Origin of the sequence: Streptomyces griseomycini (assembly GCF_014203535.1) — a bacterium.
In the GTDB taxonomy this organism is placed as follows: domain Bacteria; phylum Actinomycetota; class Actinomycetes; order Streptomycetales; family Streptomycetaceae; genus Streptomyces; species Streptomyces griseomycini.
Genome location: NZ_JACHJI010000007.1, coordinates 314,269 through 338,026 on the forward strand (window position 1 = coordinate 314,269; position 23,758 = coordinate 338,026).

The following is a 23,758-nucleotide window of genomic DNA, read 5'->3' on the forward strand; positions in this document are numbered from 1 at the left end:
GCTGCTCGGAGTGCTCGCCGCCGAGGCCGCCGCGGTCGGCATCGACCTCGGTGGAGGCGTGACCTTCTGACACGTCCCACGGTCTGACACTCTCCGTTCTCGCGTTCGTCGCGGGCCGGTCCCCGTCCCCGGGACCGGCCCGTCCCCGTTCCCGCCCCGCCCCGCCCCGCCCCGCCCGCCGGGGAAGGGGGGCCGCTGGTGAACAACCTCACGCCGCCCGCGCCGAAGTGGTCCGGTCCGCCCGGGGCACCGGACGCGGGCCGTCGGGCAGACTGGACGTTTGGCCGTGCTGTGCCCGTACCGGGCCCGTCAGCAGAAAGGCAGCCGCGCGTGAACGGTCCGCTCATCGTCCAGTCCGACAAGACCCTGCTCCTCGAGGTCGACCACGAGCAGGCCGACGACTGCCGTCGTGCCATCGCGCCGTTCGCCGAGCTGGAGCGGGCGCCCGAGCACATCCACACCTACCGGGTGACCCCGCTCGGCCTGTGGAACGCGCGGGCGGCCGGCCACGACGCCGAGCAGGTCGTCGACGCGCTGGTGCAGTACAGCCGCTACCCGGTGCCGCACGCGCTGCTCGTGGACATCGCCGACACGATGGACCGCTACGGCCGGCTCAGCCTGCTCAAGCACCCGGCGCACGGCCTCGTCCTGACCACGACCGACCGGCCGGTGCTCGAGGAGGTGCTGCGCTCGAAGCGGATCACCCCCCTCGTCGGCGCCCGCATCGACCCGGACACCGTCGTCGTGCACCCCTCGGAGCGCGGACAGATCAAGCAGGCGCTGCTGAAGCTGGGCTGGCCCGCCGAGGACCTCGCCGGGTACGTGGACGGCGAGGCGCACCCGATCGAGCTGCGCGAGGAGGGCTGGGCGCTGCGGCCGTACCAGAAGCAGGCCGTGGAGAACTTCTGGCACGGCGGCTCCGGCGTGGTCGTCCTCCCCTGCGGCGCGGGCAAGACGCTGGTCGGCGCCGGTTCGATGGCGCAGGCGAAGTCCACCACGCTGATCCTGGTCACCAACACCGTCTCGGCCCGGCAGTGGAAGCACGAGCTGGTGAAGCGGACCTCGCTGACCGAGGACGAGATCGGCGAGTACAGCGGGACGAAGAAGGAGATCCGCCCCGTCACCATCGCCACCTACCAGGTGCTGACGACCCGGCGGAAGGGCGTCTACCCCCACCTGGAGCTGTTCGACTCCCGGGACTGGGGCCTGATCCTCTACGACGAGGTGCACCTGCTGCCCGCCCCCGTCTTCAAGTTCACGGCGGACCTGCAGGCGCGGCGGCGGCTCGGTCTGACGGCGACGCTGGTGCGCGAGGACGGCCGCGAGTCGGACGTGTTCTCGCTGATCGGTCCGAAGCGGTTCGACGCGCCGTGGAAGGAGATCGAGGCACAGGGCTACATCGCCCCGGCCGACTGCGTGGAGGTCCGGGTCAACCTCACCGACTCCGAGCGGCTGGCGTACGCCACCGCGGAGACGGAGGAGAAGTACCGGTTCTGCGCGACGACCGCCACCAAGCGGAAGGTGACGGAGGCGCTCGTCCGGCGCTTCGCCGGCCAGCAGATCCTCGTCATCGGGCAGTACATCGACCAGCTCGACGAGCTGGGCGAGCACCTGGACGCACCGGTGATCAAGGGCGAGACGTCGAACGCCCAGCGGGAGAAGCTGTTCGACGCGTTCCGGGAGGGGGAGATCAACGTCCTGGTCGTGTCCAAGGTCGCGAACTTCTCGATCGACCTGCCGGAGGCGACGGTGGCCATCCAGGTGTCGGGCACCTTCGGGTCGCGGCAGGAGGAGGCGCAGCGACTCGGCCGGGTGCTGCGGCCCAAGGCCGACGGGCACCAGGCCCACTTCTACTCCGTGGTCGCCCGGGACACCGTCGACCAGGACTTCGCGGCGCACCGCCAGCGGTTCCTGGCGGAGCAGGGGTACGCGTACCGGATCGTGGACGCGGACGAGGTCCTCGCCGAGGGCTGAGCGGGCGGGGCCGAGCGGGCCCCCCGCCTCCCCGGGGGGAGGTCCGTCACCCCTCGGGGAGGTTGAGGACCAGCGCCAGGACGAACAGCGGCGGCAGCACCGAGGCGGCGGCCGCCCAGGCGCGCGGCACCGACCAGCGGGGCTTCCAGGGGAGCAGCCAGGCGGTGAGCCAGGCGCAGAAGGTGAAGACGCCGCCGTAGAAGAGGGTGCCGTAGATCAGGGTCAGGGAGGTCGTCAGCGCCTGCGAGCAGTCGTCGGGGCCGCAATTGTCCGTCGCCATGGCGGACAGCCCGCCGAGCAGCACCGCGAACGGTCCCAGGACCGTCAGGAGCGCGGTCGCGACGGCGGGCGCCACCCAGGCGCGGCGGTCCCGGCCGGCCGGGTGCGGCCGGAGGGACGGCGCGGGGGCGGCGAGGCGGTGGGGGCTCGTACGGCCGTGAGGGCTCATGCGGCCAGTGAAGCCGCCCGGCGGCGGCCGGCGCACCGGCGCGGGTACTCAGCCCGGCACGCGTCCGCGTACTCAACCCGCACGGGCGGGGCCGTGGGCGTCGGCGCGGGTGTCGGGTGCGGGCGTCACCTGTGGCGGACGCCCGCCTCCTCGCCGTACTCGCCGAGGACGACCACGTCGAAGGCGGCGCCGAGGAACACTCTCACGGCGTGCAGGGCGTCGCCGAGGCGGTGCCGGCTGCTGCCCCGGATCGGTGTGGCGCCGGTCGGCCGGACCGGCTGCGGGGCCGGGTGGATAGTCGCTGCGCTCATACCTCCAGGGTGACTCTTCGGGCGGGCGGCGGACATCGGTCCGAAGACCCGGTCCGCACGGCCCGCGCGTACGCCTCCGGGACGAGCCGTCCCCCTCGGGCAGGACGGGATGTCCCCTAGGGGCGCCGCGGGGCCCGCCCGAGGGACCGGGGCCCCGGCCGGTGGGCCGGTGCCCCGGCCCGCGCCGGGCGCTCAGCGGCCGATCGTGTCGAGTGCGGCGAGGTCCTCCCCGGACAGGGTGAGGCCCGCGCCGGCGACGTTCTCCCGCAGGTGCGCCACCGACGAGGTCCCGGGGATCAGCAGGATGTTCGGCGACCGGTGCAGCAGCCAGGCGAGGGCGACCGACAGCGGGCGGACGCCGTGCCGGGCGGCCACGTCCGAGAGCGTGGCGGACTGCAGGGGCGTGAAACCGCCGAGGGGGAAGAACGGCACGTAGGCGACGCCCTGTTCGGCGAGCCGGTCGACGAGGTCGTCGTCCTGGCGGTGGGCGAGGTTGTAGTGGTTCTGCACGCAGACGAACGGGGCGATGGCCTGCGCCTCGGCGATCTGGTCGGCGGTCGCGTTGCTCAGGCCGAGGTGGCGGATCAGGCCCTGCTGCTGGAGCTCGACGAGGGTCTCGTACGCCTTCGCGAGCGAGCCCGGCCGGGGCCCCGAGGCGTCGCCGAGCCGCAGGTTCACCAGGTCCAGCGTCTCGACGCCGAGGTTCTCCAGGTTGTCGTGGACGGACCGGCGCAGGTCGTCCGGCTCCCGGGCCGGGGGCCAGCCGCCCCCGGCGTCGCGGTGCGCGCCGACCTTGGTGACGACGTGCAGTGAATCGGGGTAGGGGTGCAGCGCCTCGCGGATCAGCCGGTTGGTGACGTGCGGCCCGTAGGCGTCGGCGGTGTCGATGTGGGTGATGCCGAGGCGCACGGCCTCGCGCAGCACCGCGAGCGCGCCGTCGTGGTCGGCCGGCGGTCCCATCACGCCCGGGCCCGCCAGTTGCATGGCCCCGTATCCGAACCGGGTGACGGTCAGGTCGCCCATCGTCCAGGTGCCGCCGGGAAGAGGTGTCGTCCGAGTGTTCATGCCCCCACCGTCCACGCCGGCGGCCGGCCCGCCCAGGTCCCCGCCGATCCTGGGAGTGACAGGGACAGGGACGAGCCGCCCCGCGCGCCTACGATGGAACGCATGTCTGAGGAGAACCGGCTCGGTGACTACCTCCGGGCGCGCCGGGAGCTGGTGACGCCCGCGGACATGGGGCTGCCGGCGCACGGAATACGCCGGGTGCCGGGGCTGCGCCGCGAGGAGGTCGCCATGCTCGCCGGCATCAGCTCCGACTACTACCTGAGGCTGGAGCAGGGCCGCGACCGCAATCCGTCGGCGCAGGTCCTCGACGCGCTCGCCCGGGTGCTCCGGCTCGACGACACCGCCACGGCCTACCTCCACCAGCTCGCCGCGCCCCGGCCCCGGGCCCGCCGCCGGCCGTCCCGGCGCCCGTCCGTCCCGCCGGCCACGGCACAGCTCCTGGAGTCGATCGGGCTGCCGGCGTTCGTGACGGACCGGACCCTCGACGTGATCGCGGTCAACCCGCTCGCCTCCGCGCTGGTCCCGAGCGTGCGGGTGGGGGAGAACCGGCTCCGCTCGTTCTTCCTCGATCCCGCCGAGCGGGCCCTGCACGCGGACTGGTCCCGCACGGCGGCCCAGTGCGTCGCCGTCTTCCGCCGGCGGCTCGGGTCCGACGTCGACGACCCGCGGGTCGTCCGGCTCGTCGGCGAACTCTCGCTGGCGAGCGCCGAGTTCCGGAAGGTGTGGGCGCGCCACGACGTGCGGCCGGTCGTCGACAAGCCGATCCGGATGAACCACCCCCAGGTCGGCGAGCTGAGCCTGACCCTGTCCAAGCTGGACGTCGACGGCCCCGACGGCCTGATGCTCGCCGCCTACCACGCCGCGCCGGGCACCGGGGACGCCGAACGGCTGGCCCTGCTCGCCTCGCTGACCACGGGATCCGCGCGGCGGCCGGCCGACGCTCCCGGCGCCCGGACGGCGCACGGCTCGCCCGGTACGCGCTGACCGGCGGGCGCGGCCGCGCGCCCGCCGCGCCCACCCCGTCCGGGGCGAAAACCGTTTGGACCCCGTCGGCCGGACGTCCTAGAATCTCCGCTCTTGCCCGCCTCCCCTCACGGAGCGCCGCCGTCCGGACGGAAACCGGCCGGCATCCCGCAGCCATCCCAGCAGGTTCCCGGAGGCACCCCTGTGTCCGCGCCCATGTCCGCAGACGACCCCGTCGAGCCCGCAGCCGGCCACGACCCCCTCTCCCGCGAGCGCGCCCACCTCGCCGCGTCCCGTGCCGCGCTGCGCGCGATGCGCGAGGACGTCGAGTCCCTCGACATCAGCGACGTCACCGCGAACTGGGTCAACGCGGCCGTGCTGGAGCGCCAGATCGAGGAGCGCGTCAAGGCGCTGGCCGACCTCAGTGACACCCCGCTGTTCTTCGGCCGGCTCGACTACCTGCACGCGCCGGGATCGGAGCGGACGGAGGGGGCCGAGGGCGAGCAGTTCTACATCGGGCGCCGCCACGTGCACGACGCGGACGGCGACCCGATGGTGATCGACTGGCGGGCGCCGGTCTCGCAGCCGTTCTACCGGGCGTCCGGGAAGGACCCGATGGACGTCGCGCTGCGCCGCCGCTTCGGCTACACCGGCGGCGCCCTCACCGCGTACGAGGACGAGCACCTGTCCGACCCCACCGAGGCGGCGACCACCAGCAAGCTGCTCCAGCAGGAGATCGAGCGTCCGCGCGTCGGCCCGATGCGGGACATCGTCGCCACGATCCAGCCCGAGCAGGACGAGATCGTGCGGTCCGGGCTGGCGGGCAGCGTGTGCGTGCAGGGAGGCCCCGGGACCGGGAAGACCGCCGTCGGCCTGCACCGGGTGGCCTATCTGCTGTACGCCCACCGCGAGCGGCTGGCCCGCACCGGCACGCTGGTCGTCGGGCCGAACCGGTCCTTCCTGCACTACATCGAGCAGGTGCTCCCGGCGCTGGGCGAGTTGACGGTCGCGCAGGCCACCGTGGGCGACCTGGTGGCGCACGTCGAGGTGCGCGGGACGGACGACGCCGCGGCGGCGCTCGTCAAGGGCGACGCCCGGATGGCCGAGGTGCTGCGGCGGGCCCTCTACGCGCACGTGACGATGCCCACCGAGCCGGTCGTGGTCGTGCGCGGCTCGCGCCGCTGGCGGGTTCCGGCGTACGAACTGGAGGACATCGTCCGCCAGTTGCTGGAGCGCGACATCCGCTACGGCGCCGCCCGCGAGGCGCTGCCGCAGCGCATCGCGCACGCGGTGCTGGTGCAGATGGAGCGGGCCGGGGAGGCGCCGGACGACCGGGTGCAGGACGCGGTGGCGCGCAACGGAGCGGTGAAGGCGGCGGTGAAGGCGGTCTGGCCGGCCGTCGACCCGGCGAAGCTGGTGCTGCGGCTGCTGGGCGACGCGGAGTTCCTCGCCGAACACGCGGAGGGGCTGCTCGACGAGCAGGAGCAGAAGGCGATCCTCTGGACGAAGCCCGCGCGCTCGGTGAAGTCGGCGAAGTGGTCGGCGGCGGACGCGGTGCTGATCGACGAGGCGGCCGATCTCGTCCGGCGCACGCACTCCCTCGGGCACGTGGTGCTCGACGAGGCGCAGGACCTGTCCCCCATGCAGTACCGGGCGGTGGGCCGCCGCTGCACGACCGGATCGGCGACCGTCCTGGGCGACCTGGCCCAGGGCACCACCCCGTGGGCGACCCGCAGCTGGGAGGAGGCACTGGCCCACCTGGGCAAGCCGGACGCGGTGGTCGAGGAGCTGACGGCCGGTTTCCGCGTCCCGACGGACGTCATCGCGTACGCCTCCCGGCTGCTCCCGCACATCGCGCCCGGGCTGACCCCGGTGGCGTCGATCCGCGAGAACCCGGGCCTCTTCGAGGTCCGCCGGGTCGAGGGGGCCGGCGACGTGGTGGCCGCCTGCCGCGAGCTGCTGCGCCACGAGGGCTCGGTCGGCCTGATCGCCGCGGACGCCCGGATCCCGGAGCTGGCCGGGGAGCTGACGGCCGCCGGGGTCTCCTCGGTCGCCCCCGGCGAGGAGACGACGCACGACACCCGGCTGACCCTGGTCCCGGCGTCCCTGGCGAAGGGCCTGGAGTACGACTACGTGGTCCTGGACGAGCCCCGGGCCGTGGTCGACGGCGAACCCGACGAACGCACCGGCCTGCGCCGCCTGTACGTGGCCCTGACCCGAGCGGTCTCCGGCCTGATCGTGACGCACACGGCCCCGCTGCCGGAGCAGCTGGGCTGACCCGGCCCCGTCCCGCCGCCGGAGGGGTCCCGTCAGTCCCCGTCCACCGCCCGGCGCCACCGGGCGACGGCCCGTGCCGAGACCGGTCCGTCCCAGCCGTCCGGCCGGGCCGCCCCGCCGATGTGGAAGCCGTCGATGCCGGCCCCCAGCAGCGCGGGCACGTGCTCCAGGCGCAGGCCGCCGCCCACCAGCACCTGCTGCTCGTACCCGGGCTCCCCGCGCCGGCCCGCCTCGGCGCACAGCGTGGGGAGGCCGTCGTCGACGCCGGCCGGGGAGCCCGCCGTGAGGTAGGTGTCGAGACCGGGCAGGCCGTCGAGCTGCTTGCGCAGGGCGTCCCGGTCGGCGGCGCGGTCGATCGCGCGGTGGAAGGTCCACCGGCATCCGTCCAGCTCGCCGACGATCCGCTCGACCGCGTCGAGGTCCACCCCGCCGTCCGCGTCGAGGAACCCGAGCACGAACTCCTCCGCCCCGGCCTCGCGCATCGCGCACGCGGCGCCCACCAGCCGGTCGACGTCGCCCGCCGCGAACCCGTCCGCCAGCCGCAGCATCACCCGCAGCGGGAGGTCGACGGACCCGCGGATCCCGGCGACGGTCCCGGCCGACGGGGTGAGCCCGTCGGCCGCCATGTCGGTGACCAGTTCGAGGCGGTCCGCACCTCCGGCCTGGGCGGCGACCGCGTCCTCGACGTCGAGGGCGATCACCTCCAGGACTGCACGCTTGCTCATGGGACCCCATTCGTCGGGCTCGTCGTCTCTACAGGTCTAGTCCAATCCAAGACTACGCCCCGCTCACCCGCCCGAGCCCCCCGTCTCTCGGATCAGCCGCCGAAGATGTTCAGCTCCGCCGCCTCCACCCCGGCCAGCTCGTACCCGGCACCGTCCACCGGCCGCCCCGCGTACAGCCGCACCAGCGTCGGCCCGTCCCCGATGTAGCGCGCCGGGGGCCGCTCCCCCGAGGCGTCGCCCAGCCGCAGCGGCTCGTCGGCGTCGTCGAGGTCGGCGTGCAGCGGCAGATGGCCCTTCAGGGAGGTGACCTGGGCCAGCAGGCCGAGCGCGTACGGCAGACCGGCGCCCGCGTACGCGCCCGGCTCCCCGAACGCCTCGCGCACGTCCCCGGCGTGCACCCACTCGCCCAGCGCGAGGACGTCCAGCGCCCCGCCCGCCTTCGCGATCACCGGCCCGACCTCGGTCATCCCGCGCTCCAGCTCGTCGAGGACCCGGGCGTTCGTCCAGTCGGCCCGCTCGGCGATGTCCCGGTCGTTGGACTCGGGGGAGAACACCCCCTTCTCGAACCTCCTCTCCAGCACCCGCGTGAACGCGGCCGAGCAGTGCGCCAGCACGTCCCGCACCGTCCACCCCGGACAGGCGGCGACCGGCAGCGCGAAGTCGGCGTCGCCCCGCGCCCGCAGCAACGGGATCAGCGCGTCCCGCTCGACGGTCAGCAGCCGCCCGGGCAGCTCGGGGTCTCGTACGTTCTGCACATCCGCAGGAGTCGTCATGAGCTCCACGCTAGTGCGGCGAAGGGCCCGCCGACGGCCTCTCGGCGTCGGCGGGCCCCCTCCTCACCTGGAGCGCCGTGGCAGTACCCGTCAGAAGGTCAGGCTCCAGGAGTCGACGTAGCCGGTGTCGCCCAAGTAGACGTCGGTCACCCGCAGCTGCCAGGTGCCGGACGCGGGGGCGGAGGAGGCGTTGACCGTGTACGTCCCGATGACGTCGTCGGCGCTGTCGTAGGCGCTGGTGTTCTTCAGCGTCCACACGTCGCCGTCGGGGGCGACGAGCTGGACCTTCAGGTCACCGCGGTAGGTGTGCTTGATGTCCACGGAGACCCTGAGGCCGGCGGGGGCGGAGCCGCTGACGCCGCTCACGGTGACGTTCGAGTAGACGTAGCGGCCGTCACCGTCCGGGATGCTCCAGTTGTCGGAGTCGGTGAAGACCTGCCCTCCGGGCTCCGGGTCCGGGGTGGTGCCGCCGCCCATCGCGCTCAGGGTGCGACCCGCGTCCGCCAGACCGTGGCCGCAGCCGCCGGAGCAGGTGCCGGCCAGGGCGCGGGCGTTGCTCTTGATGAGCGACTCGACGCGGCTCGGGGTGATGGCCGGGGCGGGCCGGTCGCCCTGAGCCGCGATGACCGGCGTCATGCCCGTGCCGAGGAGCGCGGCCGTCGTCACCGCCAGCAGGGATATGCGCAGGCGCCTGGAACCGTTCAAGGTGGGGCTGCCTTTCGCGAGCCGGCACCGGACGTGCGGTGCCGACGATTGGTTCTGCTCATGACAATGCGGGCCGTCCGCGTCAGGCCGCACGGGGTGTGGTGCAGGGGAGGTGGCGGCCTGGTGGGGGGCGCGGACGGCACGACCGGAGCACCGGGCGCGGTCCCGCTGAACTCCCCGTGACGAGCGCCCGTCGCATCGGTGGCAGGAACCTACGGGCGTCCCCGGGGAGCAACCATCCGGAGGGGGGCACCTACGGATACGCAATTAACTCCCGGTCCGCTCCCCGCCCGGTCCGCTCCCCGCGAACCGTGGAGGATCGGTCCCCGGACGGGCCGGACACGGCCCGGCACGACCGGACGGGGGGACCGGATGACGCTCGTCGTCGAACTCCGGCGCGGGGCCCCGGCGTCCCGGACGGGACGCGCCCCCGGGCCGCGCCCCGCGGCGGGGACGCTGGAGCGGATGGTCGTCGACGACGCGTTCGGGACGGCCCTCGACAAACCGGGCCGGCACCGGCTGCCCACCCTGACCGCCGTCGCCCCCTACGGGGACACCGTGCTGCGCGGCGAGGCGGTGGACAGGACGGTGCGGGAGCCGGAGGGCGCGGACCTCGCCCGGCCGGGGAGCGCCGAGCGCGAGGTCGTGACGGCCTTGTCGGCCTGGGGCCTGCGGTGCCGCACGGACGGGGACCTGCGCATCGCCTTCCCGGGCGACTAGCCCGCCGCTCCCCCGCCCCGGACGCGGCACCGATCGACGCGCGGCGGGTTCGGCCGAGCCGTCGTTCCCGGCCCCGCCGGGCCGCCGACGACGAGGACCGCCCCTTCGTCGACGACGTCGCGGCCGACGTCGAGGCCGCCCGGGCGGCGGGCACGCGGGGGCACCCGTTCGAGGACAGCGCCCGGACGGGTGCCCGCATCGCGGCTCACCTGGACGCCGGGCCCCGGGGGGCAGGTCGTCCCGCCTCCCGGGGCCGGTCCCGGGAGCCGGTCACCTCCGCCAGAACAGGTGGTGCGTCACGCCGCTCGGGCTGGGCACGACCTCCAGGTGGAACCGGTCGAGCAGTTCGTCGGGCGACTCCCAGAGCCGCAGGCCGGACCCGAGCTCCACCGGCGAGACCGCCACGTGCAGGGTGTCGACGAGGTCGGCGTCGAGGAACTGCCGGACGGTGGTGACCCCGCCGCCGAGCCGGACGTCCTTGCCGTCCGCGGCCTCCCGCGCCAGTTCCAGCACCGTCGCCGGGTCGCCGCCGACGAAGTGGAACGTGGTGTCGCCGAGCGTGAACGACGGACGCTCGTGGTGGGTCATGACGAACACCGGGGTGCGGAACGGGGGCTCGTCCCCCCACCAGCCGCGCCACTCGTGGTCCTGCCAGGGCCCGCGCTGGGGCCCGAACTTGTTGCGGCCCATGATCTCGGCGCCGATGTTGCGCGCGAAGTCCCGCGTGAAGTAGTCGTCCAGGCCCCGGCTGCCCCCGGGGTCGGTGCGCATGGGCCAGCTCGCCGTGGCCCCCGCCCAGGAGAACAGCCTCTCGGGGCGGTCGGCGTCCCCGAACGGGCGATCGAGGCTCTGGTTCTCACCGGCTCCGACGCCGTCGCTCGAGACGTTGAAGTTCTGGACTCTCAGCAGCTGGGTCACGTGTCTCTCCTGTGCCGTCGACAACGGTGGGGAGACTCCCCCCGCCGGGAGAACTCATCGGTCGCCGTCAGGGCCGCCCGGCGAGCTCCCCGGCGAGCTCCCCCAGGACCCGGGCCGCCGGCGCCGGGTCGACCAGCCACTTCAGGTGGCTGCTCGGGAGCGTGCGGACGTCGTACGGGTTGTCCGGCGTCAGCGCGTCGCCCTCGCGGATCAGCCGGTCCTGCAGGGCCAGCGGCATGCTCGCGTCGTCGGCCAGGCGGACGTAGGTCTTCGGGACGCGGCCCCAGGTCGCGGCCTGCGCCCGGTCGGCGGAGGTGCCGGCGTCCAGGTTCTCGTCGGGCTGGAAGGTGTTGAGGAAGGCCAGGAGCTCCTCGTCGGTGCCGTCGGCGAGGAAGGCCGCCCTGAACGCCGCGAGGGCGTCCGGGTCCGCGGTGCGGAAGTTGACGCGGAGCAGGCCGAGTTCGGCCGGGTTCCCGACCGCCGCCAGGCCCAGGGAGGCGGCGTCGACCGTGGCCATCTCCGGCTCGGCGTAGTAGTCGTTGACGTCGAGCTCGACCGGGCACCAGGCCGCGACGTAGACGATGCGGTCGATCAGGTCCGGCCGCGCGTTGGCCGCGGCGGTGGCCGTGACGCCGCCGCGGCTGTGGGAGACGAGGATCACGGGACCGTTCCGCTTGGCCCGCTCCAGGACCCCGATCAGGTGCGCGGCGTTGTCGGCGAGCGTGACGCCCTTGATCGCGCCGGGCGCGGTGGCGAGCCCTTCGAGGTCCTGCGGCGCCTGGTAGGCGCGGGGGTAGGTGGCCCCGAACCCGTGACCGGGCAGGTCGACGGCGACCGAGCGGTGTCCGAGGAGACCGAGCTCGGCCTGGAGCGGCGCGAAGGAGAAGGAGTTCGCGAAGGCTCCGTGGACCAGTACGAACGTCGGCTGCACCTGGCTACTCACTTGTGGCCTCCACGGCGTCGGCGGCACGCGCGTCGCGGTCGAGCGGGGAGATCGCGAGGACGGCGTGCGGACGGTTGTTCGCGCTCCGGCGACTCACCCTACCCAGCGGAAGATCACCGGCACTACCCGTAACGACCCCTTCCGCTTGTGTGGGCCGGGCCGGGCCTCCGACGCATCGGACGCGCACCGGGAACGCACCGGGAACAATGGGCCCATGGCCGACACCGACGTCCTGCGTGCCCGTTTCGCCCGCGCCCTGGAAGGGGCCCGCGGCCCCGGGGGCGGTCCCGATCCCGCGCCCTACGCCGACAACCTGCTCGGGCGCTGGCGGGAGCCGCAGCGGCACTACCACACGCTCGCCCACCTCACCGCCGTCCTGGACCGCGTCGACACGCTGGAGGAGCACGCGGACGACCCGGACGTCGTGCGCCTCGCCGCCTGGTTCCACGACGCCGTGTACCTGCCGGACCGGTCCGAGAACGAGGAGCGGTCGGCGCGGCTCGCCGAGCGCGCGCTGTCCGAGGCCGGGGTGCCGGCGGAGAGGACCTCCGAGGTCGCCCGGCTGGTCCGGCTCACCGTCACGCACGACCCGGCCGACGACGACCGGAACGGGCAGGTGCTGTGCGACGCCGACCTGGCGGTCCTGGCCTCGCCGCCGTCGGCGTACGCCGCCTACACCGCCGCCGTCCGCGAGGAGTACCACTTCGTGCCGAACGACGTCTTCCGCGAGGGACGCGCCGATGTGCTGCGCCGACTCCTCGGCCTGCCCCACCTGTTCCGCACCCCCCACGGGCAGGAGCACTGGGAGGCCACCGCCCGCTACAACCTCCGCGGCGAGCTGGAAATGCTGTCGACCCCGGCGATGCCGCCCGCCTAGCCTGCCGCGTATGCATGCCTTGGGAGCGGAACAGGTGGAAGAGGCCGTCGCGGACTGCGTGGCGGCCCTGGGGGCGGTCGCCGACCGGGACTGGGAGGGGACCGGGGCCGGACGGCTGGAGTGGAGCTGCCGGAAGACGGCGGCGCACATCGCGAGCGACCTCATCGCGTACGCGGGACAGCTCGCCGGGCGTGCGCAGGACGCGTACGTGCCCTTCGGGATCACGCTCGACGGCGTCGAGGACGGCCTGGACCCCGCCGACAACACCGGCGTCCTGAGGACGATCGAGGCGACCGGCGCCCTGCTCGCCGCCGCCGTCCGCACCACCCCGCGCGCGGTCCGCGCCTTCCACCCGTACCCCTTCCGGCACGCGAACCGCGAGGGCTTCGCCGCGATGGGCGTGGCCGAGGTCCTGCTGCACACCCACGACATCGTCGAGGGCCTCGGCGGCGCGCCGTACGAACCGCCCGCCGAGCTCGCCTCCTTCGTCCTCACCCGGATCTTCCCGCAGGTCCGTCCCGGCCCCACCCCGTGGCGCACCCTGCTGTGGGCCACCGGCCGCGGTGACCTGCCGGGCCGGGAGCCCGTCACCACCTGGCGCTGGTGCAACAACCCGGTGCTGCGGACCGAACGGCTCACCCTGGAGGGCGCCACCCCGGCGGTCGCCGCCGACCTGGCCGTGGGCGGGGACGGCGGGTTCGCGTGGGTCGACCCGGGGCCGTTCGAGGGCACCCGCGAGGGCGCCGGGATCGGCGTGAAGCAGTACGAGGAAGGGCTGTTCCGTCCGGAGTGGGGCATGTACGTGCTGGTCCGGCGCGAGGACGACCGCGCGGTGGGCGCGATGGGCTTCCACGGCGCGCCGGACGGGGACGGCCGCGTGGAGATCGGCTACGACCTCTCCGAGGGCGCCCGCGGCCACGGCTACGCCACCGAGGCGCTGCGCGCGCTGTCGGCCTGGGCGCTGGACCAGGACGGCGTGCGGACCGTGGTCGCCACCGTCGAGCGGGAGAACGTGCCCTCGCAGAACGTCGTCGCCCGCGCCGGGTTCACCCGCGTGTCCGAGGACGGCACCCAGTTCGTCTACGAACTGCGGGACTGAACCGCCCTCTTCCGGCGCCGCAGCCCCGCCCCGTGCAGCAGCCGCACCACCTCGCGGCTGCTGACCTCGACCGCCCCGGCGCGCACGACGTCGGCGTAGCGGTGCTCGGGGATGTCGTAGTGGTCGCGTTCGAAGGCGCGGCGGGGGACGCCCAGGCGGTCGGCGAAGGCGTGCAGTTCGGCGTAGGAGACGTCGCTGACGAGGTGGGACCACATCCGGCCGTGGCCCGGCCAGGTGGGCGGGTCGACGTACACCGTCACGACGAGGCCGCCCCGCCGGTGGCCCCGCCCAGCGCGCCCACCGCCGCGACCTTCACGCCCGCCTTGTGGCACACCCAGTGAGGGTCGGGCCCGAGTTCGGGTTCGACGTCCAGCGCGTGCGGATCGCCGGAGCCGCACACCGGGCACAGCGGCCAGCGGCCGTACCGGTCCAGCAGGGCGTCCTGGACGTCCTGGGCGACCAGTCCGGCGAGGAACCCGGCGCCGTCCGGCCACTGCTGGACCCACCAGCGGCGCTGGGTGACGGCCTCCTCGACCAGGGAGACCACGTCCGCCTCCGCGACCTCGCGCGCGACCAGATCCGCGAGCACGAGGGCGCGGGCCGCGTGCAGCGCCTGCTCCAGGGGACTGACGGGGTTGACCTGGGGGTCTCCGTGGGGGGCCATGGTCCTATTGTGCGCACTCTTGACCACGTCGCCGAGCCGAAAATATCTTTCATTCCGTGACCCGGCATGTGAAGGAAATTTTCGCGAGCGAGCGCGGCACCGGCGGCAGCACCGGCGGTGCCGCCACCGCACCGCCCGCGCCCGCCGCCCTCGCGGCCAAGGTGCGCACGCTGGCTCCGTCCATGACCCGTTCCATGCAGCGGGTCGCCGAGGCCGTCGCCGGCGACCCGGCCGGCTGCGCCGCCCTCACGGTCACCGGACTCGCCGAGCTCACCGGCACCAGCGAGGCCACCGTCGTCCGCACCGCCCGGCTGCTCGGCTACCCCGGCTACCGGGACCTGCGCCTGGCCCTGGCCGGCCTCGCCGCCCAGCAGCAGTCGGGCCGCGCCCCCGCCATCACCACCGACATCGCGGTGGACGACCCCATCGCCGACGTCGTCGCCAAACTCGCCTACGACGAGCAGCAGACCCTCGCCGACACCGCGGCCGGCCTGGACACCGCCCAGCTCGGCGCGGCCGTGGCCGCCCTGGCCGCCGCCCGCCGCACCGACGTGTACGGCGTCGGCGCGTCGGGGCTGGTCGCCCAGGACCTCACGCAGAAACTCCTGCGCATAGGCCTGATGGCGCACGCCCACAGCGACCCCCACCTCGCCGTCACCAACGCGGTGCAACTGCGCGCGGGGGACGTGGCGATCGCCGTCACGCACTCCGGGTCCACCGGGGACGTCATCGAACCGCTCCGGGTGGCCTTCGAGCACGGGGCGACGACGGTGGCGGTCACCGGCCGCCCGGACAGCCCCGTCACGCAGTACGCCGACCACGTGCTGACCACCTCCACGGCGCGCGAGAGCGAGCTGCGCCCGGCCGCGATGTCGTCCCGGACCGGCCAACTGCTGGTGGTGGACTGCCTGTTCGTGGGCGTCGCCCAGCGCACGTACGAGTCGGCGGCACCCGCGCTGTCCGCCTCGTACGAGGCGCTGGCGCACCGGCACCGGGCGCACCGCAAGGGACCATGAAGCCACGCCGCCGAGGTGCTCCGCGAGTGGCCCGTGGCCGGTCGCGCCCGCGCGGCGCAGCCGCGCACCGTCACGGCCCCGCGCCCCAGATCGGCCGCCCGACCCCGGACCGGAAAGACACCGCCATGACCTCCACCCCCCACGACCACGGCCTGCGCGCCCAGTTGGAGACGCTCCCCACCGAGGCGTTCCGCCCGGAGCTGGCGGACATCGACCGGCTGCCCACCCTCGACATCGCCCGGCTGATGAACGGCGAGGACGCCACCGTGGCCGGCGCCGTGGCCGAGCGGCTGCCCGAGATCGCCGCCGCGATCGACGCCGTCGCCGCCCGGATGGCCCGGGGCGGCCGGCTGGTCTACGCGGGCGCGGGCACCGCCGGCCGGCTGGGCGTCCTGGACGCCTCGGAGTGCCCGCCCACCTTCAACACCGACCCGGCGCAGGTCGTCGGCCTGATCGCGGGCGGCCCCGACGCCATGGTCACCTCGGTCGAGGGCGCCGAGGACTCCCGGGAGCTGGCCGAGTCCGACCTGGCCGCGCTGGCGCTGACCGCCGACGACACGGTGGTCGGCGTCTCCGCCTCCGGCCGCACCCCGTACGCCGTCGCCGCCGTCGCGTACGCCCGCGCGCGCGGCGCCCTGACCGTGGGCCTGGCCTGCAACCCGGGCAGCGCGCTGGCGGCGGCGGCCGAGCACGGCATCGAGGTGGTCGTCGGTCCGGAGCTGATCACCGGATCCACCCGGCTCAAGGCCGGCACGGCCCAGAAGCTCGTCCTCAACATGCTGTCGACGATCACCATGATCCGGCTGGGCAAGACGTACGGGAACCTGATGGTCGACGTCCGCGCCTCCAACGACAAGCTCCGCGCCCGCTCCCACCGCATCGTCGCCCTCGCGACGGGAGCGGAGGACGCCGCCGTCGCCCGTGCGCTGACCGCCGCGGACGGCGAGGTGAAGCACGCGATCCTGGTCCTCCTGGCCGACGTGGACGGCCCGACGGCGGCCCGCCTCCTGGAGGAGTCCGACGGCCGTCTGCGCGCGGCGCTGGCGAGGGCGGGCGCTGAGGGCTGACGGCCCCGGGGGGGCACCGGACCCGGTCGTCGGGGACGCCCGGGCAGGCCGCCGCCCCACGGATCCGGTCCTCGCCGGACACCCGCACGCCCGCCCGTCGCAGCAGCACGGCGGCGACCCCCGTGGCCGGGGACGCGGGTGCCCGTGGACCCTCCGTCGTACCTCCGCGGGCTCCCGCAGGAGGGGCCGGACTCCTTCAGCAGCGCGCCCCGGGCGCCGGCCGGCGCGGCACGGGCAGGCCGCCCGCCGTCTCCGGGCAGAACGCGCCCGTGCGCCCCTCGGCCCGCCGGCGCGCGACGAGCGCGTCGTCCACCGGCTCCGCGCCGCCGTCGTACCGCACCCGGCTGCCCGGCAGGCAGGCGCTCGCCGGAATCCGCTCCGCCCCGCCAGACTGGGAGGGCCCGCCCGCACACTGGGATACTGGATCCTTCCCCCACCCGGAGACGAACCATGAACCACGCGCAGCTCGCCGCCCTGGGCCGCGCCCTGCGGGTCCTCGGCGAGCACGGCGAGGCGCTGTCCGCCGACACCCCGGACGCCCGGCTGCACGAGGTGAAGGCCGACCTGCGGCGGGCGCTGGACCTGCTGGAGGAGGGCGTCACCACGGCCGCGCCCAGCACGCGCTGCCCCGAACACCCCACCGGCCCGGTCGACGAGAGCGCCCCCGACCTGTGCCTGCTCTGCGAGACCCGGCGCCGTGCCGCCCGCCGCGCCGAGTTCAACGGCCCGCCGCTGCCGCCCGGGCCCACCGAGCCCGTCCCCTCCCGGTACGGGGTCCGCGGCGACCGTCCCCAGCCGCAGCAGCGCTGGCTGCCGGAGCTGTGGAACGGCCAGGCCTGGCAGTTGTGCGGCACCCCGCGCCGGGACCGGCGCGAGGCCGAGCTGTACGTCGCGGCCCAGCGGCGCGGGCCCCGCCCGGCCATGGCGTACCGGATCGTGCACGAGTTCACCGACTACGAGGTGCTGCGCGTGTGGGGGACGCCGGTCCGGGTCGACATCGAGCCCATGGGCAACCTGTAGTCCGGCCCGGCGGTGCGCCCGGCGCCCATGACGCCGCAACGTCCGTCGCCCCGGCCGCGCACGGGGCGCGGCCGGGGCGACGGACGAGGGGCGGCGAAGCGGTGGCTCAGCTCAGGGAGGTGAGCGACGCCGCGTCGTAGGGCACGAGTTCGTCGAAGCGGCCGTCGAGGACCTTGGCCGCCCAGTTCGGGTCCTGGAGCAGCGCGCGGCCGACGGCGACGAGGTCGAACTCGTCGCGCTCCATCCGGTCGAGCAGGTCGTCGAGGCCGCCGAGCTCGGCGCCCCGCCCCTGGAAGGCCTCCAGGAACTCGCCGTTCAGACCGACGGAGCCGACGGTGATGGCCGGCCTGCCGGTCAGCTTCTTCGTCCAGCCGGCCAGGTTGAGGTCGGAGTCCTCGAACTCCGGGATCCAGTAGCGGCGCGTGGAGGCGTGGAAGGCGTCGACACCGGCCGCGGCGAGCGGGGCGAGGATCGCCTCCAGCTCCTGCGGGGTCTCGGCGAGGCGGGCGTCGTAGGCGTCCTGCTTCCACTGCGAGTAGCGGAAGATGACGGGGAACTGCGGCGACACGGCCGCGCGCACCGCGGCCACGACCTCCGCGGCGAACTTCGTCCGGGCCACCGGGTCGCCGCCGTAGGCGTCGGTGCGGCGGTTGGTGCGGGACCACAGGAACTGGTCGATGAGGTAGCCGTGGGCACCGTGCAGCTCCACGCCGTCGAAGCCGATGCGCTCGGCGTCGGCGGCCGCCCGGGCGAACGCGGCGACGACGTCGTCGATGTCGGCCTGCGTCATCGCCTCGCCCCTGCCCTCGGTGCCGTCCGTGCGCACCCCGGACGGGCCGACCGCCGGAGCCTGGGGGTACGGCGCCTGGCCCTGCTCGCGGACCATGCCGATGTGCCAGAGCTGCGGCACGATCGTGCCGCCCGCCGCGTGCACCGCCTCGGCGACCTTCGCCCAGCCCGCGAGCTGCTCCTCCCCGTGGAACCGCGGCACCCGGTCGCTCAGCCCGGCGGAATCGTGCCCCACGTACGTCCCCTCGGTGACGATCAGCCCGACACCGGCGGCGGCACGACGGGAGTAGTACGACACGACGTCCTCGCCGGGGACGCCGCCCGGCGAGAACATCCGGGTCATCGGCGCCATGGCGATGCGGTTGGGGACGGTCAGGCCGTTGATCGCGACGGGCCGGGAGAGCAGCCCGGCGGCTCGGGCGGCGGTGTCCGGGGAGGTGACGGTCACGTGGGGGCTCCTCTGCTTCGCGTACCTGCCAGTATGTGTACGTGCATCAGATGCACGGTCAACCCAACCGGCCGACGGCGGGAGGCATTCCCCTCGGCACCCAGGTGTGACTCCGGTCACGGAACGCCCTCCCGTGCACCGGGATACGGTCGCCCGATGAGGACACGTCTCCTGCGCTTCGGCCTGTACGCGGACGAGGAAGGGCTGGCGTGGGCCGGCGCGCTCGTCGACGGGGCCGTGGCGGCACGCGGCGCCCGGCTCGTCGGACGGACCGTCCTGCGCACCCTGCCCGGGAGCGGAGCGACGACCGCCGACCTCTACGACCACCTGGCGGAGCAGTGGGCCCGGGAGAACCCGGGCCGGAGCGCCGGCGCACGGGAACCGGTCGAGCTGCGGGTGCGCCTGGTGTGCTCGCTGCGCACCTGGCGGGCGGTCCGCAAGGCGGTGCTGCGGGACCTGTGCCCGCGGGGCACGGCGCCGCACGTCTGCCGCGTGCCGTGGTGCGCCGCCTGAGACGCCCGAGGGCGGCACCCCCTGCCGGTAGCAGGGGGTGCCGCCCTCGGTACGTGACGGACGGGTCCGATCCTCGGGAGGATCAGAAGTCCATGTCACCGCCCGGCATGCCGCCGCCGGCCGGGGCCGCGGCCTTCTCCGGCTTGTCGGCGATGACGGCCTCGGTGGTGAGGAACAGCGCGGCGATGGAGGCGGCGTTCTGCAGCGCGGAACGGGTCACCTTCGCCGGGTCGATGATGCCTTCCTTGACCAGGTCGACGTACTCGCCGGTCGCGGCGTTCAGGCCGTGGCCCGGGGTCAGGTTGCGCACCTTCTCCACCACGACGCCGCCCTCGAGGCCGGCGTTGACGGCGATCTGCTTCAGCGGGGCCTCGAGCGCCAGCTTCACGGCGGCGGCACCGGTGGCCTCGTCGCCCTCGAGCTCCAGCTTCTCGAAGACCTGGGAGGCCTGCAGCAGGGCCACGCCACCACCGGCGACGATGCCCTCCTCGACGGCCGCCTTGGCGTTGCGCACGGCGTCCTCGATGCGGTGCTTGCGCTCCTTCAGCTCCACCTCGGTGGCGGCACCGGCCTTGATGACGGCGACGCCGCCGGCGAGCTTCGCCAGGCGCTCCTGCAGCTTCTCGCGGTCGTAGTCGGAGTCGCTGTTCTCGATCTCGGCGCGGATCTGGTTCACGCGGCCCTGGACCTGGTCGGCGGAGCCGGCACCGTCGACGATGGTGGTCTCGTCCTTGGTGATGACGACCTTGCGCGCCTTGCCCAGCAGGTCGAGCGTCGCGTTCTCCAGCTTGAGGCCGACCTCCTCGGAGATGACCTCGCCGCCCGTGAGGATGGCGATGTCGCCGAGCATGGCCTTGCGGCGGTCGCCGAAGCCCGGGGCCTTGACGGCGACGGACTTGAAGGTGCCGCGGATCTTGTTGACGACCAGGGTCGACAGGGCCTCGCCCTCGACGTCCTCGGCGATGATCAGCAGCGGCTTGCCCGACTGCATGACCTTCTCCAGGAGCGGGAGCAGGTCCTTGACGTTGGAGATCTTGGAGTTCGCGATCAGGATGTACGGGTCGTCGAGGACGGCCTCCATGCGCTCCATGTCGGTGGCGAAGTACGCCGAGATGTAGCCCTTGTCGAAGCGCATGCCCTCGGTGAGCTCCAGCTCCAGACCGAAGGTCTGGGACTCCTCGACGGTGATGACGCCTTCCTTGCCGACCTTGTCCATGGCCTCGGCGATGAGCTCGCCGATCTGGACGTCGGCGGCGGAGATGGAGGCCGTGGAGGCGATCTGCTCCTTGGTCTCGACGTCCTTCGCCTGCTCCAGCAGGGCGGCGGAGACGGCCTCGACGGCCTTCTCGATACCGCGCTTCAGGGCCATCGGGTTGGCGCCGGCGGCGACGTTGCGCAGGCCCTCGCGGACCAGCGCCTGGGCGAGGACGGTCGCGGTGGTCGTACCGTCACCGGCGACGTCGTCCGTCTTCTTGGCGACCTCCTTGACCAGCTCGGCGCCGATCTTCTCGTACGGGTCCTCGAGCTCGATCTCCTTGGCGATGGAGACACCGTCGTTGGTGATCGTGGGGGCGCCCCACTTCTTCTCGAGGACGACGTTCCGGCCCTTGGGGCCGAGGGTCACCTTGACGGCGTCCGCGAGCTGGTTCATGCCGCGCTCGAGGCCGCGCCGCGCCTCCTCGTCGAACGCGATGATCTTGGCCATGTGAAGTGGTCCCTCCAGGACTGGGGGTGATTCCTTCGGACCGCGCCCGCGCCCGCGACGGACGGCTCGCCGGCCTGTGGTTCCTTGCCCCACCCGGCCTGCGGGCCTCACCGACCCGGTCCTTCGTTGTCACTCTCACCTTCAGAGTGCTAACGCAATGATTAGCACTCGACCCCTCCGAGTGCAAGGCGCGCCCGCGAAGCGGGCCCGATGAGGGGTGGCGGCCGGGCGGCGGGTGGGCGCAGGCGCCTCCGGGACCGAGGGGGCCCGGCCGCGCGCGGACAGGCGCGCGGGCCGCGCCCGCCCTCGGCCCCGGGCACGACGAAGGGCCCGTGCCCCGGGAGGCACGAGCCCTTCGCCAGCAGAAGATTCTTGCGGCTGGTAGCGCGTTCAGGCGGTGACGCGAACCATGTCGGCCTGCGGGCCTTTCTGGCCCTGCGAGATCTCGAACTCGACCCGCTGGCCCTCTTCCAGGGTGCGGTAGCCGTCCATCTGGATCGCGCTGTAGTGGACGAAAACATCCGCACCACCGTCGACCGCGATGAAGCCGTACCCCTTCTCCGCGTTGAACCACTTGACGGTGCCCTGAGCCATGCCTAACTCCCCTATTACTGGCCCTTGCACAGATCCACACTTCGCGGATCCGGGTCAGACCTCACCCCCCAACGGTTGGGGGCGTGCGCCGGAACGCGTCGACCGCGGCTGAATGTATCTGCCCAACTGCCGTCTGCAACAGGTCAATCGGACGAGAAATCTGGACGCCGTCGGCCCGGAACATGGCGACGATTCATCCGAATTCGGGGCAAGTCGGGCCGCACAAAGGGAACAAATGCCGCAAGAAAGGCCCGTATTTTGGCTGTATTCAGTCGGGCGTACGGCAGGAATTCAGGATTCTCGATCAGTGGATCGGGGGCGCGTTCCCCAACTCTACCGCGCTCAATCCCATGGAATTGCCCCCTCCGCATCTCTCACGGAGGGGGCCGCGCGACGAACGCTCGGTAACGGACGTCACCGACGGCAACGATCAGCCGCCGGCGACCGCCGGGATGATGGAGACGCCCGCGCCGTCCGGGGTGGCCGTCTGCAGCCCCTGCTCGAAGCGCACGTCGTCGTCGTTGACGTAGACGTTGACGAAGCGGCGCAGCTTGCCCTGGTCGTCCAGGACCCGGGCGGCGATCCCGGTGTGGTTCTTCTCCAGGTCCTCGATGACCTCGGCGAGGGTCGCGCCCTCGGCGCTCACCTCGGCCCGGCCGCCGGTGTAGGTGCGCAGGATGGTGGGGATGCGAACGGTGACGCTCACGGTGAAACCTCCGGTCGGGTGACGGCCCCGGGGGGCGCGGGGCCGTGTCGGGTGTGCGGCTGCCGCCGCGCGGCGGGCACGACCGGCCACGGGCGGCCCGCACACGGGAAACGGACGGGGACGGCCCCTAGACGAGCCCGGCCTCGCGGAACGAGTCCAGGGTGGGACGGATCGTCGCGGTCAGCCCCGTGCCGGCCACCGCGTCCAGCGTCTTCAGGCCGTCGCCGGTGTTGAGCACGACCGTCGTGAGCGACGGGTCCAGCACGCCGTTCTCGATCAGCTTCTTCGTGACGCCGACCGTCACACCGCCGGCGGTCTCCGCGAAGATGCCCTCGGTGCGGGCCAGCAGCTTGATGGCGTCCACGACCTGCTCGTCCGTCACGTCCTCCACGGCACCGCCGGTGCGGCGCGCGATGTCCAGGACGTACGGGCCGTCGGCGGGGTTGCCGATGGCGAGCGACTTGGCGATGGTGTTCGGCTTCTGCGGCCGGACGACGTCGTGGCCCGCCTTGTACGCGGTCGACACCGGCGAGCAGCCCTCCGCCTGCGCACCGAAGATCTTGTACGGCCGGTCCTCGACCAGCCCGAGCCCGATCAGCTCCTGCAGGCCCTTGTCGATCTTCGTGAGCTGGGACCCTGAGGCGATGGGGACGACGATCTGGTCCGGCAGCCGCCAGCCGAGCTGCTCGCAGATCTCGTACGCGAGGGTCTTCGACCCCTCCGCGTAGTACGGCCGCAGGTTGACGTTGACGAAGCCCCAGCCCTCGCCGGCCGGGTCGCCGATCAGCTCGGAGCAGAAACGGTTAACGTCGTCGTAGTTGCCCTCGATGCCGACGAGCTCGCCGCCGTAGACGGCGGCCATGACGACCTTGCCCTGCTCCAGGTCGTGCGGGATGAACACGCAGGAGCGGAAGCCGGCCCGCGCGGCGGCGGCGCCGACGGCGCCGGCCAGGTTGCCGGTGGAGGAGCAGGACAGGGTGGTGAAGCCGAAGGCGCGGGCGGCCTCCAGGGCCTGGGCGACGACGCGGTCCTTGAAGGAGTGCGTCGGGTTGCCGGAGTCGTCCTTGACGTACAGGCCGCCGGTGACGCCGAGTTCGCGGGCGAGGTTGTCGGCCCGGACGAGCTTGGTCCAGCCCGGGTTCAGGTTCGGCTTGGTCGCCACGTCCGCCGGGACGGGCAGCAGCGGCGCGTAGCGCCAGATGTTCGCGGGACCCGCCTCGATCCGCTTGCGGAGCTCCTCGGCGTCGTGGGCCGAGAAGTCGTAGGCGATCTCCAGCGGGCCGAAACACTCCTCACAGGCGAAGACCGGGCCGAGCGGTACGCGGTGACCGCATTCGCGGCAGGAGAGCGCGGCGGCGGGGCCCAGATCGACGGGGGAAGCGGCGGAGTCGGTGGTGCTTGCAACAGTCTGCACAGCCATGTGAGGCGAGGCCCTTTC

The 23,758-nt window shown here is 73.8% G+C and carries 26 protein-coding genes; 10 read left to right on the top strand and 16 right to left on the bottom strand.

What is annotated here, in order from left to right; translation table 11 throughout:
- Positions 1 to 330: 330 nt before the first annotated feature.
- A complete protein-coding gene (locus FHS37_RS21620) occupies positions 331 to 1,974 on the top strand; it encodes a DNA repair helicase XPB (RefSeq protein ID WP_184823766.1) in 1,644 nt (547 codons plus the stop codon).
- Between the two features lie 46 nt (positions 1,975 to 2,020).
- Here FHS37_RS21620 and FHS37_RS21625 read toward each other — a convergent pair whose 3' ends face one another.
- From FHS37_RS21625 to FHS37_RS21635, 3 genes are all read right to left on the bottom strand, one after another.
- Positions 2,021 to 2,422, bottom strand: a complete 402-nt coding sequence (locus tag FHS37_RS21625; RefSeq protein ID WP_184823768.1) for a hypothetical protein — start codon at positions 2,420 to 2,422, stop codon at positions 2,021 to 2,023.
- A 125-nt stretch (positions 2,423 to 2,547) separates the two neighbouring features.
- On the bottom strand, positions 2,548 to 2,733 hold the full coding sequence (locus tag FHS37_RS21630; RefSeq protein ID WP_184823770.1) for a hypothetical protein: 186 nt from the start codon (positions 2,731 to 2,733) through the stop codon (positions 2,548 to 2,550).
- A gap of 192 nt (positions 2,734 to 2,925) precedes the next feature.
- Complete coding sequence (locus FHS37_RS21635; RefSeq protein WP_184823772.1) at positions 2,926 to 3,798, bottom strand: aldo/keto reductase family oxidoreductase; 873 nt, start codon at positions 3,796 to 3,798, stop codon at positions 2,926 to 2,928.
- 93 nt (positions 3,799 to 3,891) lie between these two features.
- Between FHS37_RS21635 and FHS37_RS21640 the strand changes: the two genes are divergently transcribed.
- Both FHS37_RS21640 and FHS37_RS21645 read left to right on the top strand, forming a co-directional pair.
- Positions 3,892 to 4,782 (top strand): helix-turn-helix domain-containing protein, encoded by an 891-nt coding sequence (locus tag FHS37_RS21640; protein WP_184823774.1) that lies wholly within the window; start codon positions 3,892 to 3,894, stop codon positions 4,780 to 4,782.
- A gap of 195 nt (positions 4,783 to 4,977) precedes the next feature.
- Complete coding sequence (locus tag FHS37_RS21645) at positions 4,978 to 7,038, top strand: HelD family protein (protein ID WP_184823776.1); 2,061 nt, start codon at positions 4,978 to 4,980, stop codon at positions 7,036 to 7,038.
- 32 nt (positions 7,039 to 7,070) lie between these two features.
- On the opposite strand, the gene FHS37_RS21650 is transcribed toward FHS37_RS21645, so the two are convergent.
- The 3 genes from FHS37_RS21650 to FHS37_RS21660 all read right to left on the bottom strand — a co-directional run bounded on the left by FHS37_RS21650 (position 7,071) and on the right by FHS37_RS21660 (position 9,241).
- On the bottom strand, positions 7,071 to 7,763 hold the full coding sequence (locus FHS37_RS21650; protein WP_184823777.1) for a copper homeostasis protein CutC: 693 nt from the start codon (positions 7,761 to 7,763) through the stop codon (positions 7,071 to 7,073).
- A gap of 92 nt (positions 7,764 to 7,855) precedes the next feature.
- Positions 7,856 to 8,536, bottom strand: a complete 681-nt coding sequence (locus tag FHS37_RS21655) for a maleylpyruvate isomerase family mycothiol-dependent enzyme (RefSeq protein ID WP_184823779.1) — start codon at positions 8,534 to 8,536, stop codon at positions 7,856 to 7,858.
- Positions 8,537 to 8,626: 90 nt separating this feature from the next.
- Entirely contained in the window at positions 8,627 to 9,241 is a 615-nt protein-coding gene (locus FHS37_RS21660) for a proprotein convertase P-domain-containing protein (RefSeq protein WP_375372314.1), read from the bottom strand.
- Between the two features lie 372 nt (positions 9,242 to 9,613).
- On the opposite strand from FHS37_RS21660, the gene FHS37_RS21665 reads away from it, so the two are divergent.
- Positions 9,614 to 9,961 (top strand): hypothetical protein, encoded by a 348-nt coding sequence (locus FHS37_RS21665; protein ID WP_184823780.1) that lies wholly within the window; start codon positions 9,614 to 9,616, stop codon positions 9,959 to 9,961.
- A 270-nt stretch (positions 9,962 to 10,231) separates the two neighbouring features.
- Here FHS37_RS21665 and FHS37_RS21670 read toward each other — a convergent pair whose 3' ends face one another.
- Both FHS37_RS21670 and FHS37_RS21675 read right to left on the bottom strand, forming a co-directional pair.
- Positions 10,232 to 10,879, bottom strand: a complete 648-nt coding sequence (locus FHS37_RS21670) for a dihydrofolate reductase family protein (protein ID WP_184823782.1) — start codon at positions 10,877 to 10,879, stop codon at positions 10,232 to 10,234.
- A gap of 67 nt (positions 10,880 to 10,946) precedes the next feature.
- The gene (locus FHS37_RS21675; protein ID WP_184823784.1) at positions 10,947 to 11,822 is read right to left on the bottom strand and encodes an alpha/beta hydrolase; all 876 of its coding nucleotides are present in this window, start codon (positions 11,820 to 11,822) and stop codon (positions 10,947 to 10,949) included.
- A 214-nt stretch (positions 11,823 to 12,036) separates the two neighbouring features.
- Here FHS37_RS21675 and FHS37_RS21680 point away from each other — a divergent pair, with 214 nt between their 5' ends.
- Together FHS37_RS21680 and FHS37_RS21685 are read left to right on the top strand one after the other, a co-directional pair.
- Positions 12,037 to 12,699 (top strand): HD domain-containing protein, encoded by a 663-nt coding sequence (locus FHS37_RS21680; RefSeq protein WP_184823786.1) that lies wholly within the window; start codon positions 12,037 to 12,039, stop codon positions 12,697 to 12,699.
- 34 nt (positions 12,700 to 12,733) lie between these two features.
- Positions 12,734 to 13,798, top strand: a complete 1,065-nt coding sequence (locus FHS37_RS21685; protein WP_184824110.1) for a GNAT family N-acetyltransferase — start codon at positions 12,734 to 12,736, stop codon at positions 13,796 to 13,798.
- Here the strand turns inward: FHS37_RS21685 and FHS37_RS21690 are convergent.
- Positions 13,780 to 14,058 (bottom strand): DUF4031 domain-containing protein, encoded by a 279-nt coding sequence (locus FHS37_RS21690; RefSeq protein WP_184823787.1) that lies wholly within the window; start codon positions 14,056 to 14,058, stop codon positions 13,780 to 13,782. The two genes, FHS37_RS21685 and FHS37_RS21690, sit on opposite strands and share 19 nt — an antisense overlap.
- Positions 14,055 to 14,462 carry a DUF8819 family protein gene (locus tag FHS37_RS21695; RefSeq protein WP_184823789.1) on the bottom strand — a complete coding sequence of 136 codons (408 nt, stop codon included), beginning with the start codon at positions 14,460 to 14,462 and terminating at the stop codon, positions 14,055 to 14,057. Before FHS37_RS21695 ends, FHS37_RS21690 begins: the two co-directional genes overlap by 4 nt.
- 56 nt (positions 14,463 to 14,518) lie before the next feature.
- Between FHS37_RS21695 and FHS37_RS21700 the strand changes: the two genes are divergently transcribed.
- On the top strand, positions 14,519 to 15,478 hold the full coding sequence (locus FHS37_RS21700; protein WP_373304284.1) for a MurR/RpiR family transcriptional regulator: 960 nt from the start codon (positions 14,519 to 14,521) through the stop codon (positions 15,476 to 15,478).
- A 125-nt stretch (positions 15,479 to 15,603) separates the two neighbouring features.
- A complete protein-coding gene (gene murQ / locus FHS37_RS21705; protein WP_184823791.1) occupies positions 15,604 to 16,545 on the top strand; it encodes an N-acetylmuramic acid 6-phosphate etherase in 942 nt (313 codons plus the stop codon).
- 196 nt (positions 16,546 to 16,741) lie between these two features.
- Here the strand turns inward: murQ and FHS37_RS38885 are convergent, their stop codons facing one another.
- On the bottom strand, positions 16,742 to 16,918 hold the full coding sequence (locus FHS37_RS38885) for a 2-thiouracil desulfurase family protein (protein WP_373304286.1): 177 nt from the start codon (positions 16,916 to 16,918) through the stop codon (positions 16,742 to 16,744).
- A gap of 77 nt (positions 16,919 to 16,995) precedes the next feature.
- Between FHS37_RS38885 and FHS37_RS21715 the strand changes: the two genes are divergently transcribed.
- Complete coding sequence (locus tag FHS37_RS21715) at positions 16,996 to 17,565, top strand: hypothetical protein (RefSeq protein ID WP_184823793.1); 570 nt, start codon at positions 16,996 to 16,998, stop codon at positions 17,563 to 17,565.
- 106 nt (positions 17,566 to 17,671) lie between these two features.
- Here FHS37_RS21715 and FHS37_RS21720 read toward each other — a convergent pair whose 3' ends face one another.
- On the bottom strand, positions 17,672 to 18,802 hold the full coding sequence (locus FHS37_RS21720) for an NADH:flavin oxidoreductase (protein ID WP_184823795.1): 1,131 nt from the start codon (positions 18,800 to 18,802) through the stop codon (positions 17,672 to 17,674).
- A 156-nt stretch (positions 18,803 to 18,958) separates the two neighbouring features.
- Between FHS37_RS21720 and FHS37_RS21725 the strand changes: the two genes are divergently transcribed.
- Positions 18,959 to 19,315 (top strand): hypothetical protein, encoded by a 357-nt coding sequence (locus FHS37_RS21725; protein ID WP_184823797.1) that lies wholly within the window; start codon positions 18,959 to 18,961, stop codon positions 19,313 to 19,315.
- An 82-nt stretch (positions 19,316 to 19,397) separates the two neighbouring features.
- Here the strand turns inward: FHS37_RS21725 and groL are convergent, their stop codons facing one another.
- The 4 genes from groL to thrC form a co-directional block, all read right to left on the bottom strand.
- Positions 19,398 to 21,020: a chaperonin GroEL gene (gene groL / locus FHS37_RS21730; protein ID WP_184823799.1), complete on the bottom strand. Its 1,623-nt coding sequence runs from the start codon at positions 21,018 to 21,020 to the stop codon at positions 19,398 to 19,400.
- A 390-nt stretch (positions 21,021 to 21,410) separates the two neighbouring features.
- Positions 21,411 to 21,614 (bottom strand): cold-shock protein, encoded by a 204-nt coding sequence (locus FHS37_RS21735; RefSeq protein ID WP_004986573.1) that lies wholly within the window; start codon positions 21,612 to 21,614, stop codon positions 21,411 to 21,413.
- 430 nt (positions 21,615 to 22,044) lie between these two features.
- Entirely contained in the window at positions 22,045 to 22,320 is a 276-nt protein-coding gene (locus FHS37_RS21740; protein ID WP_184823801.1) for a MoaD/ThiS family protein, read from the bottom strand.
- A 127-nt stretch (positions 22,321 to 22,447) separates the two neighbouring features.
- Positions 22,448 to 23,740, bottom strand: a complete 1,293-nt coding sequence (gene thrC / locus FHS37_RS21745; RefSeq protein ID WP_184823803.1) for a threonine synthase — start codon at positions 23,738 to 23,740, stop codon at positions 22,448 to 22,450.
- Between the last annotated feature and the right edge of the window lie 18 nt (positions 23,741 to 23,758).